Below are 16,336 nucleotides of genomic sequence, written 5' to 3'. Positions count from 1 at the left end.
TATCGTGGGCGCATGGCCGACATCCAAGGTCTCGACGAACTCCTGACCCTACTGAACGCCGGGGAGACCATCCCCGGAGGTTCACCCCACCATGAGGCTATGCATGCCGCGAGCCAAGAGTCGCTGCGCATCACCGCCGAGCTCAACGGGCGATACCACTCCCCCGAAGACGTAAGGGCCCTCATGAGCGAGCTGACCGGGCGGGAGGTCCCCGAGTCCTTCCAACTCTTCCCGCCATTCAGCGCTGACTTCGGCAAGAACATCCGCTTCGGCGCGGAGGTGTTCGTCAACAGCGGCTGCCGGTTTCAGGACCAGGGCGGCATCGACATCGGTGATGGATCCCTCATTGGCCACAACGCGGTTATCACGACCTTGAACCACGATCTGATGCCGAGCCGACGGGCCGACATGCACCCGGCCCGCGTTGTGATCGGCAAAGGCGTGTGGTTCGGGGCCAACGTGACGGTGTTACCAGGGGTGACGATCGGTGATGGGGCCATAGTGGGCGCCGGCGCAGTGGTCACGAAGGACGTTTCCGCAGGCGCAGTGGTCGTCGGTGTGCCAGCCAAGCAGGTGGGCACGGTTCCTGAAGCGTAATCACCCGGCCGGGAAGTAATTGTTCTGAAAATTCATCCATACCGACAAGGAATCGCCGTGGGGGCACAAAACAACGCAGCTCAGTCGACGTGTCGACCGAGCTGCGTTGTATCACTTGAGGAATGAAACCTTAGACATTGAAGCGAAACTCGACCACGTCGCCGTCGGCCATGACGTATTCCTTACCTTCGATGCGCACCTTGCCCTTGGCCTTCGCCTCGGCCATCGACCGGGCGGCCATGAGGTCCTCGAAGTGGACCACCTCGGCCTTGATGAATCCGCGCTGGAAATCGGAGTGGATCACGCCTGCGGCTTCAGGCGCGGTGGCGCCCTTCTTGATGGTCCAGGCGCGGGTCTCCTTCGGGCCGGCGGTGAGGTAGGTCTGCAGGCCCAGGGTGTGGAAGCCGACACGCGCCAGCTGGTCCAGTCCCGACTCGTCCTGCCCGTTCATCTCAAGCATCTCGCGGGCCTCGGCCTCGTCGAGTTCCACCAGGTCCGCCTCGAGCTTGGCGTCAAGGAAGATCGAGTCCGCGGGAGCGACGAGGGCACGCAGCTCCTCCTGGCGCTCCGGGCTGCCGAGGACGGCGTCGTCGACGTTGAAGACGTAGATGAAGGGCTTGGCCGTGAGCAGGCTCAACTCGCGCAGGTGCTCCATCTCAAGCTTGTCGCTCTTGATGGAAGCGAAGATGGTGTCGCCGCGCTCGAGCACCGCCTGGGCGGCCTGCATGGCGACCAGCTGCGCTGCCTCACGCTTCTTGATCTTGACTTCCTTCTCGACGCGCGGGATCGCCTTCTCGAGGGTCTGGAGGTCGGCCAGGATCAGCTCGGTGTTGATGGTCTCCATGTCGGAGCGGGGATCGACCTTGCCGTCGACGTGGACGACGTCGGGGTCATCGAAGACCCGGATAACCTGGGCGATGGCCTCGGCCTCGCGGATGTTTGCCAGGAACTGGTTGCCCAGCCCCTCCCCCTCGGAGGCGCCCTTGACGATGCCGGCGATGTCGACGAAGGAGACGGTCGCCGGGAGGATCTGCTTGGAGCCGAAGACCTCGGCGAGCTGCGCCAGGCGCGGGTCGGGCAGGTTGACCACTCCGACGTTCGGCTCGATCGTTGCAAACGGGTAGTTCGCCGCCAGCACGTTGTTGCGGGTCAGCGCGTTGAAAAGGGTTGATTTGCCGACGTTGGGCAGTCCGACGATGCCAATAGTAAGAGCCACGGGAGTACAGTCTACCGGCCCGCACGCACCGCGCCGCCGGGGTGCCTTCCCGAAAATGTCGGCGCATCCTGCCACAGTGATTTCATGGACGGTTTCACGCTTGTGCTCGTAATCCTCGCTTTTGTTCTCGGCTGCATCGCGGGCGCGTTCCTTCTTGCCGCGCGCGGACGTGGGCAGGCGGACCAGCTCCGGGAGGAACTCGACGACGCCGTGAACCGGCTGGGCAGTGCGACGGCGGCGCTGGCGGCGGCCTCGGCGGAGAAGGACCTGCTGGCCTCCCAGAACCGTGCCCTCTCGGCGCGGTCGGCCGACGAGACCAACGTGCTGCGGGCGCTGGCGCCCGTGGCGGAGAAGCTGACCCAGGTCCAGCGCCAGGTCGGCCTGCTGGAGCGGGACCGAGTCGAGCAGTATGGTCAGCTGGCCCAGCAGCTGCAGGAGGCGCGCGACGCTGACGCCCGGCTGCTCTCGACGACCCATTCCCTCGCGGCGGCGCTGCGCAGCAACAGCGCCCGCGGCCAGTGGGGCGAAGTGCAGCTGCGCCGGGTGGTCGAGGCCGCGGGCATGCTGGCCCGCGTCGATTTCGTCGAGCAGGCGACCCTGGCCCGTGCCGAGGTTGCCGAAGCCGCCTCCTCCGGTGGCGCCGGGTCGACGTCGAGGCCAGACATGGTGGTACAGCTTCCCGGCAACAAGCAGCTGGTCATCGACGCGAAGGTGCCGCTGAGCGCGTTCCTCCAGGCCCAGGAGCTCGACGAGGACGGAGCGGAGGGGGCAGGCCGGGAGGCCGAACGCACCGCCCTGCTCCAGCAGCATGCCAAGGCCCTGCGCGCCCATATCGACACCCTCGCCAAGAAGAAGTACTGGGAGGGCACGAACAACTCCCCAGAACTGGTGATCTGCTTCATTCCGGTGGAGTCGATCCTGTCCTCCGCTCTGCGGGCCGACCCGGGGCTCCTCGACTACGCGTTCAGCCGCAATGTGGCCCTCGCTTCGCCCGTCTCGCTCCTGGCCATCCTCAAGAGCGCAGCCTTCAGCTGGCGCCAGGAGGTCCTGACGGACAATGCCCGTGAGCTCTTCGAGCTGTCCCGCCAGCTCTACGAGCGGCTGGGCACCATGGGCGGCCACGTGGCCAAGCTCGGATCCTCACTTAAGGCGTCTGTCGAGAAGTACAACTCCTTCGTCGGCACCCTCGAAACCCGGGTACTGCCCACGGCACGGCGCATTGGCGCCTTCGACGCCGCCTCCCTCGACGCCGTCCCCGCCGGGGCCGGCCCGGAAAAGAGCGCCTTCTCCGGCATCCAGGCCGTCGAGGCCACGCCGCGGCTGCTCGGTGCCCCCGAACTGCTCGACGGCCCCGAAGACTCCGAGGTCGAGTCCGGTGGACGTGGCGGGCATGGCTGGGCCCAGGGCAGCATAGGAATCAGCAGGGTGGGTACCAGCGGTGACGGCCAGGACCTCCTCGACCTCGCCGCCCCCGAAACCGCCGAGTCGCCCGAGGGTCCCGTGGAACGCAGCGCCTAATTTCGGAGCGGTGCCCCTGCGGCGCCGGGGGCGGAATCAGCTGCGCCCGGACCGGGGACCGGGCGCCCGCCGGAACCTTTCCGTACCTTCAGGGGTGTGGGACAATTCCGGCCATGACCGAAGACAAGGCTGAAGACAGCACCCGGGTCCCCTTTTGGATCGTGCTTGCCGGCGTCGGCGCCGGCGCCTTCTGGGCACTGGCCGGCGTCGCGGTCGGCGCCCGGCTCTCCCACCGGCGCGACAGGGCCGTGCGGGGCGGCATGCGCATGAAGCCGCTGCCATGGCAGTGCACGCCGCTTTCGGGCCGGCGCCCCGGGCGGTGACGCCGCTCGGGGACATCGTTACGACGCGCGCCCGGCGGCCGGCCGGGCGGATCGGCTAGTTCGAGGGCCCCGGTTCGCGGCGGCCTCCGCGCCCGCCCCGTCCCTGCGAGGAATCGCCCATTGCCTTCAGGGCTGAGCGGATCTCCTTCGGCAGCGAGAAGATGATGTCCTCCTGCGCCGTGACGACTTCCTCGACCTCGCCGTAGCCGTACTCGGCGAGCAGCCGCAGCACGTCCTGGACCAGGTTTTCGGGGACCGAGGCGCCCGAGGAAACGCCGACCGTTCGAACGCCTTCGAACCAGGACTCATCGACCTGGTTGGCGAAGTCCACGCGGTGCGCGGCCTTCGCCCCGTACTCGAGGGCGACCTCGACCAGCCGGACGGAGTTCGAGGAGTTGGCGGAGCCCACGACGATCACCAAATCCGAGGTCGGGGCAATCTTCTTGATCGCCGCCTGCCGGTTGGATGTGGCGTAGCAGATGTCGTCGCTGGGCGGATCCTGCAGGGTCGGGAACCGCTCCTTGAGCAGGTTCACCGTGTGCATGGTCTCGTCGACGCTCAGGGTGGTCTGGGAGAGCCAGATCAGCCGCTCGGGATCCCGGACCTGGACCTTGTCGACGTCCTCGGGGCCGTTGACGATCTGGATGTGCTCCGGGGCCTCGCCGGCGGTCCCCTCAACCTCCTCGTGCCCTTCGTGGCCGATCAGGAGGATATCGAAGTCGTCGCGGGCGAAGCGCTGCGCCTCGCGGTGGACCTTGGTGACCAGCGGGCACGTGGCGTCGATGGTCCGCAGGCCCCGGTCTTCGGCGGACTGCACCACGGCAGGTGAAACTCCGTGGGCGGAAAAGACGAGCAGCGCGCCCTCGGGGACCTCGTCGGTCTCCTCAACGAAGATGGCGCCCTTCGCCTCAAGGGTCGAGACCACGTGGAGGTTGTGGACGATCTGCTTGCGGACATAGACCGGCGGACCGTAGTGTTCGAGCGCCTTCTCAACGGCGATGACCGCACGGTCAACTCCGGCGCAGTAGCCGCGCGGTGCCGCAAGCAGCACCTGACGCCTGCCCTCGACGGGAGCGGCGGCCTGCACGTCCTCAGGAGAGCGGCGCCGACGGGGCACCATGGGCATGGGGACCTGAACTGCTGTGCTGGTCATGGTTCAATGCTAGCGGTTTCCTCAGACAACCGGCCCACCGGGGGCGCAGGTGTGGTCTACCGCATACTCCGCCGCCCAAAGGCGAACCGCAGGGCCACCCCCACGGCCAGCACCATCGCCCCGCCGGCGATGACGGGCAGGCTGGCTTCGGCGAGATCGGCTGAAACCCTGCCGGCGAAGCCCCGGACGAAAATCCTGGCGACGGCGCTGGACCCGGCAGCTCCGGCCGCAGCGTCCGGAATCAGTCCGGCCCCCAGCCAGCCAAGGACCCCCAGGCCCGCACCGCCGGCGCCAAGGAGGGCGAGAGTCGTCGAGCGCTTCCGGGCGAGAGCCAGGGCGAGTACCGCGCACGTCCCGGCGCCCCAGGCCAGCGCGGGCCAGAGCTGGGCGATCCTGTTCACCAGGCTTAACGCACCACCGCGCTCGAGCCGCCCGACCTCAACCGTCGTGTTCTGGGGTACCGGCACGTTGATGCCCAGTCCGGCCCCGACCTGCTGGGAAAGCAGCCCGGCCAAGGGCTTCAGATCGAGGGAGACCACGGCCGGGGTCTGCGCGTTGGGGTCCGACGGCGCTCGAGAGAGGGTCAGGCGGTGGGAGATGCGCAGGGTCTCCTCCCAGGCCCGCGGGTACCCCGCCATCCGGGTCACCGAGGAGGCCGCGTTCTCGAGGGCCGGGCGCACCAGGTTTCCCAAGGGCCCCGTCAGCCCGGCGCCCCTCGACACCTCCCCGGCGAGCGCCCCGGTCAGGGCCTGCTGGAATTCGGTGTCCTTGGCAAGGGGTCCGGCCAGGTCCACGAAACCCTGCTGGTCAACGAGGCGGCTCTCTGTCCAGGCCGCGGACAGGGCCCCTCCGGTGAGCGCCAGCGCGGCGAGGGCAAAGAAGGCAGAGGCCAGCGTGCGCATAGGGTCCTTGGGGTCGGTTGGGTGCGTGAGGATCAGGTTATGCCCTTTCCGGGCCGGAAGGCACCGATCGGTTGCGCCCGGGCCGCCCGGGACGGGCCTTCTCTCCCCATCCGGCGCCCCGGCTCGGCGCTGTCGTGGGAAGCTGGTAGACATAAGTCCGTGGACAGGACGAGCCCGCTGCCGAAGCGGACGGGCCACAGCCGCAGCGTCGGCACCCAGACAGCAAGGTGAGGAGCAGCGCGCCGATGACCACTGAAGGCACCGTGCCGAACGGGAGCCCAACCGCGGCGGCCGTTGAACCGGGAACCCGCTCGACCCTGCCGGCCACGGCCGGCGAGACCTCCGCGGCCACCCCGTGGCCCCTGCATGTCCTGTCCGAGAAGCTCAAGGCCCACATCGAGCGTGCCCCGGCCGCCTGGGTCGAGGGCCAGGTGATCGAGTTCAACCGCCGCAACGGGCTGTCCTTCCTCACCCTCCGCGACGTCGACACCGAAGTGTCCCTCTCTGTCACGGTCTTCAGCAGTGTCCTGGACCGGCTCGCCCTGCCCCTTGAACAGGGCACCCGCGTGGTCGCCCAGCTAAAGGCCGACTTCTGGGTCAAAACGGGACGGCTGTCCATGCAGGCCCGGGACATCCGCCCGGTCGGGCTCGGAGACCTGCTGGCCCGCATCGAGCGCCTGCGGCGGCTGCTGAGCGCCGAGGGCCTCTTCTCGGCCCAGCGCAAGCGGCGGCTTCCCCTGCTCCCGCACCGCATCGGCCTCATCACCGGCCGCGGCTCCGACGCCATGAAGGACGTGATGCGCAATGCCGCGCTGCGCTGGCCCGCCGTGGACTTCGAGGTGCGTGAGGTTGCCGTCCAGGGCCCCGGCTGCGTCCCCCAGGTGACTGCGGCGCTCGCGGAGCTTGACGCCCTCGCCGACGTCGACGTGATCATCATCGCCCGCGGCGGCGGCTCGCTCGAGGACCTGCTGCCGTTCAGCAGCGAAGAGATGGTCCGCGCGGTGGCCGCCGCGCACACCCCGATCGTGAGCGCCATCGGGCACGAGGCCGACCGGCCGCTGCTGGACGAGGTAGCCGACCTGCGCGCCTCCACCCCCACCGACGCCGCCAAACGGGTGGTCCCCGATGTGGCCGAGGAGCTGAACCGGATCGGCCAGGCCCGGGCGGCGCTCACCCGATCCCTGGGGCAACTCCTGGCTCGAGAAACCGACCGGCTCAACCAGCTGCGGTCCCGGCCCTCCCTGGCCCGGCCGGAGGGGATGATCGATGTGCGCGAATCCGACGTCGAACGGCTGCGCAACCGCGCGCACCTTTCGGTGGACTCCGCCGTGACCCGCCACGCCGACGGGGTGCGGCACCTGCGCGCCCAGGTGCGCGCCCTCTCACCGCAGAACACCCTCGACCGCGGCTACGCCGTCGTGCAGCGCGGGGACGGGAGCGTCGTCCTGGAGGCGGCGGCGGTACCGGCCGGAACCGACCTTTCGATCAAGGTGGCGGTCGGGCGGCTGTCCGCCCGGGCCACCGGCACCCTGCCCGATCCGACCTCAGGGGGCTCCCCCGGGGAACCATCCGCCACCCGCACGACGGGGGCACCGGAAAGCCCGGAGCCGCCAGGAAAGGAAAACCCATGACCCAGCCGGCCGAAACCGCACCCGGAGACATCTCCTCCCTGTCGTATGAGCAGGCACGGGAGGAACTGGTGAATGTCGTGTCCAAGCTCGAGGCCGGCGGCGTCAGCCTCGAGGAGTCGCTCGCGCTGTGGGAGCGCGGCGAGGCGCTGGCGGACCGCTGCGAGGACTGGCTCGAAGGGGCCAAGAAGCGCCTTGCTGCGGCCCGGGACCGGGCCGAGAACGGCACCCGGCCCTCCTCCTAGGACGCGGCCAGGCGCTTCCTTTCGGCCTCGACGTCGAAGTGCGCCTCCGGCCAGTCCAGCCGCAGGTCGGCCAGCGTGCTGGCGAGCAGGTGCTGCACGGCCAGCCGCGCGTACCATTTGCGGTCCGCCGGGACCACGTACCAGGGCGCCGCACCGGTGGCGGTCCGGCTGATGGCCGTCGAATAGGCCTCCTGGTAATCCCGCCAGTGCGCTCGTTCGTCGACGTCGGCGGGGTTGTACTTCCAGTACTTGTCTGGGCGGTCGAGGCGCTCCGCGAGGCGCCGCTTCTGTTCCTTCTTGGAGACGTGGAGCATGACCTTCAGGACGCGGGTCTCCGCTCCCGCCAGCTCTGCCTCGAACTGTGCGATGGCATCGTAGCGGCCCTCGACCTTCTCGGCGGTCGAGAGCCCGCGCACCTTGTGGACGAGCACGTCTTCGTAGTGGGACCGGTCGAAGACACCGATCATGCCAGGGGCCGGCAGCTGTTTCCGGATCCGCCACAGGAAGTCATGGCGGCGCTCGGCCGCCGTGGGCGCCTTGAACGCGTGGTGGTGCACCCCCTGCGGGTCGACCGCCCCGATCACATGGCGGACGATCCCGCCCTTGCCTGCGGTGTCCATCGCCTGCAGGATCAGCAGCACGGACCGCCCGCCGCCCTGGCGGCTCTCGGCGAACAGCTGCTCCTGCGCGCAGGAGAGGGCCTTGGCGCCCTTCTTCAATGCGGCCTTGCCGACCTTCTTCCCGTGGGGAAACCCGGGCGTGGACCGCGCGTCCACCTCGGCGAGCCGGAAGCCCGGCCCGGCGAGCAAGAGCGGGCGGAGATCGGTGTCGAGGGCGGAGCTGCTCATGGTGTCTCCCTGCGGTTGGTGTTACTGCTTATATGACCCCAGGAATTCGGCCAGCCGCCCCACGGCGTCTTCGATGACCTCGACGCTGGGCAGGGTGACCATCCGGAAATGGTCCGGGTTGATCCAATTGAACGCCCGTCCGTGCGAGATCAGGATTTTCTGCTGCTTGAGCAGATCAAGGGCGAATTTCTCGTCATCCCGGATCGGGTACACCTCGGGGTCAAGGCGCGGGAAGAGGTAGAGGGCGCCGGCCGCGGGCTCGCAGCTCACTCCCGGAATGGCGTTCAGCAGTTCGGTGGCCTTATCGCGCTGCGCCTTGAGCCGCCCGCCGGGCAGGATCAGGTCGTTGATGCTCTGGTAGCCGCCCAGGGCCGTCTGGATGGCGTGCTGCGCGGGCACGTTGGCGCACAGGCGCATGTTGGCCAGCAGGTTGATGCCCTCGATGTAGTCCGCGGCGTCCTCCTTCGGGCCGGAAATGGCCATCCAGCCGCTGCGGAACCCGGCGATGCGGTAGGCCTTGGAGAGCCCGCTGAAGGTCAGGCACAGCACGTCGTCGCCGGTCACCGAGGCCGCATTCACGTGCACGGCGTCGTCGTAGAGGATTTTTTCGTAGATCTCGTCGGCGAAGATGATCAGGTTGTACTCGCGCGCCAGCGCCACCACGCCCTCGATCACGTGCCGCGGGTAGACCGCGCCGGTCGGGTTGTTCGGGTTGATCAGCACGATCCCCTTGGTGGCGGGGTTGATCTTGGCGGCCATGTCCTCGAGGTCGGGCCACCAGTGGTTGTCCTCGTCGCAGAGGTAGTGCACCGCGGTGCCGCCGGCCAGGCTCGCCGACGCCGTCCACAGCGGATAGTCGGGGGTGGGCACGAGGATCTCGTCGCCGTTGTTGAGCAGGGCCTGGAGGGAGAGGGTGATCAGCTCGCTGACCCCGTTGCCCAGGTACACATCGTCGATGTCGATGTTCTGGATGCCGCGGCCCTGGTAGTACTGCACGACGGCGGTCCGGGCCGAGAAGATCCCCCGGGAGTCGCTGTACCCCTGGGACTTGGGCAGGTTGCGGATCATATCCACGAGGATCGCGTCCGGGGCCTCGAAGCCGAACGGCGCGGGATTGCCGATATTAAGTTTCAGGATCCGGTGGCCCTGGGCCTCCATGATCTTCGCGTGCTCAAGCAGCGGCCCCCGGATGTCGTAGAGCACATTGTGGAGCTTGTCGGACTGCCTGTACTTTGCCATTCGTTCAGGATGCCACAGCAGGGGCCCGGACCCGGAATTGCCGCGTGCCGGGGCCCGGAAGAAGTACCGGCCGGGATCAGGAGCCGGCCAGGCCCTTCTCCTCAAGCCAGCCCGCCGCCGCGTCGGACGGGTTGCGCTTCTCATCCCCGCTGACCTGGCGGTTGAGGTTGATCAGGTCCTCCGTGGTCAGCTCCGCCGACACCTCGTTGAGGACCGCCCGCGCGTCCTCTCCGACGGTGCCCATGTTCACCACGGGCAGGACCTGCTGGGCAAGCCAGTTGTTCTTGGGATCCTCGAGCACCACGAGGTCGTTGTCCACGATGGACGGCGTGGTGGTGAAGATATCGGCCACCTGGATGTCGTCGCTCAACAGTGCCTCCACCGTAATGGCTCCGCCGCCGTCGTTGATGGCCTCGAAGCCCGCAGGCTCGCAGCCGTATTTCTCCTTGAGCCCGGGCAGCCCATAGGGCCGCTCCCGGAACGTGCCGGGCGCGCCGATGGTCAGCTCGTCGCAGACCTCGGCCATATCGGCGATCGACGTCAGCCCGTACTTCTCGGCCGTCTCCCTCGTGACGACCATTGCGTCCCTGTTCTCGGCCTCGGAGGCCTCGAGAACGCCGAGGTCGGCCTCCGGGAACTTCGTCTTCAGGGCATCGGGCAGGGCCTCGACGATCTCCTCCGGGGCCTGGGCGGTGGACTGGGGGTCCGAGAACAGCAGCAGGTTGCCGCTGTAGTCGGGAACAACCTGGACCGAGCCCTCCGCCACGGCCGCCAAATAGATCTCCCGCGAACCGATGTTCAGCTTCGTGCTCGCGTCGATGCCCTCGGCGTTCAGGGCTCCGGCATAGATTTCCGCAATGATCTGGCTCTCGGGAAAGTCGGCCGACCCCACGACGATGGTGCCGCCGGCCCCATCACCACCTGGTCCTGCGGCGGGGTCACTGTTCCCACCGCAGGCCGTCACCGCCAGCACGCCCGTCAGGGCCAGCCCCGAAAGGGTGAGCCGTCCGGCGTGCAGGGCAGAAAGTTTCTTCATGGTTTTCCTCCTGGTCCGCTGGCGGCGGCGGACCGCCGGCCAGGTTCCTGTAGTGCCACCGGCCTACGATCCGCCCCGCCGTTTTGCCGGCGGGGCGGATCGTGGACCGGGCTCATGAGGAGGCCCGCGGCGATGTCAAACACGCCGGGGACCACCGCCCCTTCGGCAGGGACCGGTACTGCGCCCCTGCCGAAGGTGCTGCCCGCCGAGGAGACCGGTTGCCCGGGCTCTTAGCCGGCGAGGCCCTTTTCCTCCAGCCAGTCCGCTGCCGCGTCTGCCGGATTGCGCTTCTCGTCGCCGCTGACCTGGCGGTTGAGGTCGATGAGGTCCTCGGTGGTCAGCTGGGACGAGACCTCGTTGAGCACGTCCTGGGCGTCCTCGTTCACGGTGTCCAGGTTGACCAGCGGGATGACCTGCTGGGCGATGAACAGGTTCTCGGGGTCCTCAAGGACCACCAGATCGTTGTCCTCGATCGACGGGGTCGTGGTGTAGATGTCAACCACCTGGACGTCGTCATTGAGGAGCGCCTCCAGGGTGACGGCCCCGCCGCCGTCGTTGATCGACTCGAAGCCTCCCGGCTCGCACCCGTACTTTTCCTTGAGGCCGGGCAGGCCGTAGGAGCGCTCCTGGAAGGTGCTCGGGGCTCCGATGGTGAGCTCATCGCAGACCTCCGCCATGTCCGCGATGGACTTCAGTCCGTATTCCTCGGCGGTCGCTGGGGTGACAATCATCGCGTCCTTGTTCTCGGCCTCGGACGGCTCGAGGATGCCGAGGTTGACGTCCGCAGACTTCGCCTCGAGCGCCTCCGGCAGGGCCTCCGCAATGTCCTCGGGGGATTCCGCCGTCGCCTTGGGATCCACGAACAGCAGGAGGTTGCCGCTGTAGTCGGGCACGATGTCGACCGAGCCTTCCTCAACGGCGCTGTAGTAGATTTCCCGGGATCCGATGTTCAGCTTCGTGCTCGCGTCGATCCCCTCGGCCTTCAGAGCGCCGGCATAGATTTCGGCGATGATCTGGCTTTCAGGGAAATCAGCCGACCCGATGACAACGGAACCGCCGCCGCCCGAAGTTTCCTCCGGCTCGGCCGCGGGGTCGCTGTTCGCACCGCAGGCAGTCAACGCCAGCAGGCCCGTCAGGGCCAGCCCCGTCAAAGCGCGCCGTCCGGCGCGGTGTACTGACAGGTTCGTCATGTTGTTCCTCCTTGTGCACTGGCGACGGCCTTCTGCCGGCCAGAATCCTGTGTTCCCACCGGTCCGCGGCTGGTCCGCAGCCCCGGTGAAACGGCAAACTTTTGGACGAGCGCCATGAGGAGGTCGACGGCGATCGCGACCACGCCAATGACCACCGCACCTCCGAAGAGGCGCCCGTAGTCGCGCAGCTGGGTGCCCTCGACGAGGAACACGCCCAGCCCGCCGAGATTGATGTAGGCGACGACGGCGACGGTCGCCACGACCTGCAGCACCGCCGCCCGCACCCCACCCAGGATGACGGGCAGCCCATTGGGCACCTCGACCCGGAAGAGGATTTGCGCCTCGCTCATGCCCATGGCCCGAGCTGCGTCGACGGTATCCCGGTTCACCGAGGCGATGCCGGCGTACACGCCGCTGAGCACCGGAGGGACCGCCAGGAGCACCAGCGCCCAGATCGGCGGCAGCAGGCCAAGCCCGGCCAGCAGCACGAACAGGAAGACCATGCCGAGGGTCGGCAGCGCCCGCAGGATCCCGATCCCGGAGACGATGACGACCCGGCCCCTGCCGGTGTGGCCGACATACAGCCCGACAGGGACGGCGATCGCCAGGGCGATGAGCATGGTGAGGCCGGTGTAGCCCAGATGCTCAAGAATCCGCGTGGGGATCCCCCGCTCCCCCGACCAGTTTTCGGGGGCAACGAGCCACTGGCCCATCTGGGCGAACAGGTTGTCGCTTGTGTAATCCATCAGGCACCCACCCGGTACGCCTCGACCGCGACGGTTTCGGGGGTGCGCCCCTTCGCCGGGGCCTGCCTGCGCCACGGGGTGACGAGCCGTTCCAGCGCGACCAGGACCAGGTCCATCACGAGGGCCAGCACCAGCGTGATGAGGATGCCGACGGCAATCTCCGTGGGGAAGGACCGGAAGAGCCCGTCGGTGAACAGCGTCCCGAGGCTCGAGACGCCGATCAGCGCCCCGACGCTGACCAGCGAAATGTTCGTCACCGAGATGACCCGCAGCCCGGCGAAGAGCACCGGGATCGACAGGGGAAAGTCAACCGTGAGGAAGCGCCGCACCGGGGTGAAGCCCATGGCGACGGCGGCCTGGCGCACGCCGTCGTCGATGGATTCCAGGGCATCGAGGGTGGAACGCACCAGCAGGGCCACCGCGTAAATGGTCAGCGCGACGATGACGTTGACCGGGCTGATGATGCTCGTGCCCAGGATCAGCGGCAGGAAGACGAACATCGCGAGGGACGGGATGGTGTAGAGGATCGAGGACAGCGTCAGGATCACCCCGCCGACGGTGCGGTTCAACCGGGCCAGCTGGGCCAACGGCACCGCAAAAACCACTGCGAGGACCAGCGGCACCACGGACTGGATCAGGTGCTGGCCGGTGAGGCCGGCGATGAAGTCAATGTTCGCGAGGAACCAGTCCATCCCCTACACCGCCGTGTTGTAGTTGGCACGGCCGCGGTTCACCCGTGCGTCCTCGATGAGTTCGAGGATTTCGCCGGCCCGGACCGCTCCCACGACGCGCCCTTCGTCGTCGACGGCCACGCCGAGGCCGGAGGGCGCCGACAGTGCCGCGTCCAGCGCCCGCCGCAGGGTGTCCCCGCGCCGGTACAGGGACCCGCCGGGAACGAGGTCCGCCGTGTCCCGGATGGCGGAGCGCCGGTTCTGCGGCACCCACCCCTGGGGGCGGCCGCCGGCGTCGACGGCGAGGGTCCACGGGGAGGTGACGGCCGCGTCCGGATCGCCGAGCTGGTCGACCTCGATGGTCTGGATGGGGTGGATGCGCACGCCCTCGCCCTCCTGGAAGGACAGGTGGCGGAACCCGCGGTCGCGCCCAACGAAGCCCGCCACAAAGTCGCTGACCGGCGCGCGCAGGATTTCCTCGGGGGTGGCGTACTGGGCGAGCACTCCGCCGATGTTCAGGACGGCGACTTTGTCGCCGAGGATCGTCGCCTCGTCGATGTCGTGGGTGACGAAGACGATGGTCTTGGCCAGGTCGCGCTGCAGGCGCAGGAGTTCCTCCTGGAGTTCTTGGCGCACCACGGGGTCCACGGCGCTGAACGGTTCGTCCATCAGCAGGATCGGCGGGTCGGCGGCGAGCGCCCGGGCGACCCCGACGCGTTGCTGCTGGCCGCCTGACAGCTGAGCCGGGTAGCGCCGGCCGAGGTCCGGGGCGAGCCCGACGACTTCGAGCAGTTCGGTCGCGCGGGCCCTCGCGTCTTTCCGCGGCACACCGTTGAGGCGGGGCACGGTCGCGATGTTATCCAGGACGGTGCGGTGCGGCAGCAGACCGGAGGACTGCATGACGTACCCCATCGAGCGCCTCAGGTCGGAGGCCTTGCGGTCCGCGATGTCCTCCCCGTCGACCAGCACGGCCCCGGAGGTCGGCTCCACCATGCGGTTGATCATGCGCATGGTGGTGGTCTTGCCGCAGCCGGAAGGGCCAACGAGGACGGTGATGGCTCCGCGGTCAATGTCCAGGCTGAGGTTGTTCACCGCTGTCTGGCCGCCGGGGTACGTCTTCGTCACCCCGCGCAGTTCGATCATCGGCCTGAGGGCCGCGCCCCCTGCGCTGCGCGATGAAGTCTCGGTTGTCATTGGAGCCTTGCCTTTCGTGGCAGGAGCCTGCCGGCTGACCGGCCCGTCACCACCGGACTGGGTCTTGTCAATCGGGTCGAATTAGAAGTCTAGCGAGGGGTTCGCGGCAATCAAGGTTCCGTATTGCCCAATCTCGTCGAATGTGAAGGCCATCACAGCTACATGACGCGGGGTAGCTGACTCGGGGGCACCGGCGGGAGCACAGGCGGCGGGGCGGGCGGGCTGGTCGCCTACCGGGGGCGTCCGGCGGTCCGGCCGTGCCCGGCACGACTGCGGCGCGCCGCGTCCTGGCGGCGGTGCAGGGCGGCGAGTTCGGCGGCCATCCGCTGGTAGCTGGCGAACCGGCGTGGTTCGAGCGATCCGTCCGCGAGGGCCGCGGCGACGGCACACCCTGGTTCGCCGTCGTGGGCGCAGTCCCGAAACCGGCAGCCGGAAGCGAGGCCGGTGATGTCGCCGAATTCGGCGTCGAGCCCCTCGTCGGCGTCCCAGAGGGCGAATCCGCGGAGTCCGGGCGTGTCGATCAGCACCACACCGTCCCCTAGGGGGATCAGGGTGCGTGCCGTGGTGGTGTGCCTGCCCTTTCCGTCACCGGCCCGCACCCGGCCCGCATCCTGCACCTGCTCGCCCACCAGGGCGTTGACCAGTGAGGATTTCCCGGCGCCCGACGGGCCGACCAGCACGCAGGTCTCCCCGGGCCGGAGGCTGGCGGCGAGGGTCCCGCAGCCGTCCCCGGTCAGGGCGGAGGTGGTGATCACCTCGGCGGTTCCCGCCTGCTGCACGGTGGCGCCCACTACGGCGTCGTGCACGCCGGTGAGGTCCGCCTTGGTCAGGACCACCAGGGGCCGCGCCCCCGAATCCCTGGCGGCCACGAGGGTGCGCTCCAGCCGGTTCGTTGAGAGGGGCCGGTCGATGGGCACCGCGATCAGCGCCACCTCCACATTGGCCGCGACGATCTGGGCCTGTGAGAGGGGATCGTGGGCCTTCTTGCGCTGCAGGACCCCGGTGCGGGGAAGCACCCCTTCCACCCGGTCGGGTCTCCCGCTCAGCGACACCCAGTCACCGATGGCGGCGGACCCGGCGGCCGGAACGCTGACGAGCCCGCCGGCCTCCGCCACGAGCAGCTGCCGGCGATCAACGCGCACCACGCGGGCGGGCCGCAACCCCTGCTGCTCCGTCTCCGGCACGGGCTCGGGCTCAGGCCCGGGGTCCACAGCCGGACGCGGGGCGGGAAAGGGCGCGTGGAAGTGGGATTCGAAACGGCGGCGCACCCCGTCGGTGTACCCGTAGTCCTCAAGCGTGGCCAACGGTCCGGGCCTCCCCTCAGGCGGGCGGCCAGTTGGGGCCCTGCGCCGCCGGTGCCTATGCTAATCCGCGGCCGGTCTGCTGGGAATAGAGCCGGAGCCCGACGTCGACAAGCTCCACCCGGCGCAGGGCGGCCACCTCGCCCAGTTCCACCCACGCCGCCTCGTCCGTCGAACCCCCGGCCTCGTGGGTGAGCGCTCCGGAGACCACGCGGGCCGCGTAGATGATGCGCAGGGCGTGCAGCGGGCGGGGGGTGCCGCTGAGGCGGCGCTCGGGCGGAACGAAGAAGCTGTCGACCCCGAGCAGGTTCCCCAGTTCGGCGTCGTACCCGGTCTCCTCCCGGATCTCCCGGACGGCGGCCGCAGGGGCGTCCTCGCCGAACTCCAGGCCGCCTCCTGGGAGGGTCCAGCCCGAGGCGCCCTTTTCGTTCCAATGGGCCAGCAGGATCCGGCTGCCGTCGACGATCACGCCGTAGGCTCCGACGCGGACATCCCAGGCCGGCGGTCCGGTTCCGACTTCGCTCATCGG

General features: G+C 68.8%; 17 protein-coding genes. 5 read left to right on the top strand and 12 right to left on the bottom strand.

Annotated features, from left to right (window positions below; translation table 11 throughout):
* The first annotated feature begins 12 nt into the window (after nucleotides 1-12).
* Nucleotides 13-597, top strand: a complete 585-nt coding sequence (locus I6N91_RS06530; RefSeq protein WP_198811728.1) for a DapH/DapD/GlmU-related protein — start codon at nucleotides 13-15, stop codon at nucleotides 595-597.
* A gap of 130 nt (nucleotides 598-727) precedes the next feature.
* Here I6N91_RS06530 and ychF read toward each other — a convergent pair whose 3' ends face one another.
* The gene (gene ychF / locus I6N91_RS06525; protein WP_198811726.1) at nucleotides 728-1,813 is read right to left on the bottom strand and encodes a redox-regulated ATPase YchF; all 1,086 of its coding nucleotides are present in this window, start codon (nucleotides 1,811-1,813) and stop codon (nucleotides 728-730) included.
* An 84-nt stretch (nucleotides 1,814-1,897) separates the two neighbouring features.
* On the opposite strand from ychF, the gene I6N91_RS06520 reads away from it, so the two are divergent.
* Both I6N91_RS06520 and I6N91_RS06515 read left to right on the top strand, forming a co-directional pair.
* Entirely contained in the window at nucleotides 1,898-3,331 is a 1,434-nt protein-coding gene (locus tag I6N91_RS06520) for a DNA recombination protein RmuC (RefSeq protein WP_198811724.1), read from the top strand.
* Between the two features lie 113 nt (nucleotides 3,332-3,444).
* A complete protein-coding gene (locus I6N91_RS06515) occupies nucleotides 3,445-3,654 on the top strand; it encodes a hypothetical protein (protein ID WP_198811722.1) in 210 nt (69 codons plus the stop codon).
* A gap of 55 nt (nucleotides 3,655-3,709) precedes the next feature.
* On the opposite strand, the gene I6N91_RS06510 is transcribed toward I6N91_RS06515, so the two are convergent.
* The gene (locus I6N91_RS06510) at nucleotides 3,710-4,807 is read right to left on the bottom strand and encodes a 4-hydroxy-3-methylbut-2-enyl diphosphate reductase (protein ID WP_120164937.1); all 1,098 of its coding nucleotides are present in this window, start codon (nucleotides 4,805-4,807) and stop codon (nucleotides 3,710-3,712) included.
* A 56-nt stretch (nucleotides 4,808-4,863) separates the two neighbouring features.
* Nucleotides 4,864-5,709, bottom strand: coding sequence for a hypothetical protein (locus I6N91_RS06505; protein ID WP_198811720.1), 846 nt, complete (start codon nucleotides 5,707-5,709; stop codon nucleotides 4,864-4,866).
* 245 nt (nucleotides 5,710-5,954) lie between these two features.
* Here I6N91_RS06505 and xseA point away from each other — a divergent pair, with 245 nt between their 5' ends.
* Both xseA and I6N91_RS06495 read left to right on the top strand, forming a co-directional pair.
* Nucleotides 5,955-7,340 carry an exodeoxyribonuclease VII large subunit gene (xseA, locus tag I6N91_RS06500; protein WP_198811718.1) on the top strand — a complete coding sequence of 462 codons (1,386 nt, stop codon included), beginning with the start codon at nucleotides 5,955-5,957 and terminating at the stop codon, nucleotides 7,338-7,340.
* Nucleotides 7,337-7,582, top strand: coding sequence for an exodeoxyribonuclease VII small subunit (locus I6N91_RS06495; protein ID WP_198811716.1), 246 nt, complete (start codon nucleotides 7,337-7,339; stop codon nucleotides 7,580-7,582). Before xseA ends, I6N91_RS06495 begins: the two co-directional genes overlap by 4 nt.
* Here the strand turns inward: I6N91_RS06495 and I6N91_RS06490 are convergent.
* The 9 genes from I6N91_RS06490 to I6N91_RS06450 all read right to left on the bottom strand — a co-directional run bounded on the left by I6N91_RS06490 (nucleotide 7,579) and on the right by I6N91_RS06450 (nucleotide 16,333).
* Entirely contained in the window at nucleotides 7,579-8,430 is an 852-nt protein-coding gene (locus I6N91_RS06490) for a PPK2 family polyphosphate kinase (RefSeq protein ID WP_198811714.1), read from the bottom strand. The genes I6N91_RS06495 and I6N91_RS06490 overlap by 4 nt on opposite strands.
* A gap of 21 nt (nucleotides 8,431-8,451) precedes the next feature.
* Nucleotides 8,452-9,669 carry a pyridoxal phosphate-dependent aminotransferase gene (locus I6N91_RS06485; protein WP_198811712.1) on the bottom strand — a complete coding sequence of 406 codons (1,218 nt, stop codon included), beginning with the start codon at nucleotides 9,667-9,669 and terminating at the stop codon, nucleotides 8,452-8,454.
* Between the two features lie 76 nt (nucleotides 9,670-9,745).
* The gene (locus I6N91_RS06480) at nucleotides 9,746-10,705 is read right to left on the bottom strand and encodes an ABC transporter substrate-binding protein (RefSeq protein ID WP_198811710.1); all 960 of its coding nucleotides are present in this window, start codon (nucleotides 10,703-10,705) and stop codon (nucleotides 9,746-9,748) included.
* 230 nt (nucleotides 10,706-10,935) lie between these two features.
* Nucleotides 10,936-11,895 (bottom strand): ABC transporter substrate-binding protein, encoded by a 960-nt coding sequence (locus I6N91_RS06475; protein WP_198811708.1) that lies wholly within the window; start codon nucleotides 11,893-11,895, stop codon nucleotides 10,936-10,938.
* Nucleotides 11,892-12,641 carry an ABC transporter permease gene (locus I6N91_RS06470; RefSeq protein WP_198811706.1) on the bottom strand — a complete coding sequence of 250 codons (750 nt, stop codon included), beginning with the start codon at nucleotides 12,639-12,641 and terminating at the stop codon, nucleotides 11,892-11,894. The genes I6N91_RS06475 and I6N91_RS06470 overlap by 4 nt, the downstream gene beginning before the upstream one ends.
* Nucleotides 12,641-13,333 (bottom strand): ABC transporter permease, encoded by a 693-nt coding sequence (locus I6N91_RS06465; protein WP_198811704.1) that lies wholly within the window; start codon nucleotides 13,331-13,333, stop codon nucleotides 12,641-12,643. The genes I6N91_RS06470 and I6N91_RS06465 overlap by 1 nt, the downstream gene beginning before the upstream one ends.
* 3 nt (nucleotides 13,334-13,336) lie before the next feature.
* Nucleotides 13,337-14,455, bottom strand: coding sequence for an ABC transporter ATP-binding protein (locus tag I6N91_RS06460; protein ID WP_198811832.1), 1,119 nt, complete (start codon nucleotides 14,453-14,455; stop codon nucleotides 13,337-13,339).
* 281 nt (nucleotides 14,456-14,736) lie between these two features.
* Nucleotides 14,737-15,810, bottom strand: a complete 1,074-nt coding sequence (gene rsgA, locus I6N91_RS06455) for a ribosome small subunit-dependent GTPase A (RefSeq protein WP_198811702.1) — start codon at nucleotides 15,808-15,810, stop codon at nucleotides 14,737-14,739.
* 55 nt (nucleotides 15,811-15,865) lie between these two features.
* Nucleotides 15,866-16,333 (bottom strand): NUDIX hydrolase, encoded by a 468-nt coding sequence (locus tag I6N91_RS06450; protein ID WP_198811700.1) that lies wholly within the window; start codon nucleotides 16,331-16,333, stop codon nucleotides 15,866-15,868.
* Nucleotides 16,334-16,336: the final 3 nt, after the last annotated feature.

The sequence above is a fragment of the Arthrobacter sp. MSA 4-2 genome, from assembly GCF_016405885.1.
Classification (GTDB): domain Bacteria; phylum Actinomycetota; class Actinomycetes; order Actinomycetales; family Micrococcaceae; genus Arthrobacter_D.
Note: the sequence above shows the minus strand (reverse complement) of the source record. Positions and strands in the feature narration are given on the sequence as shown.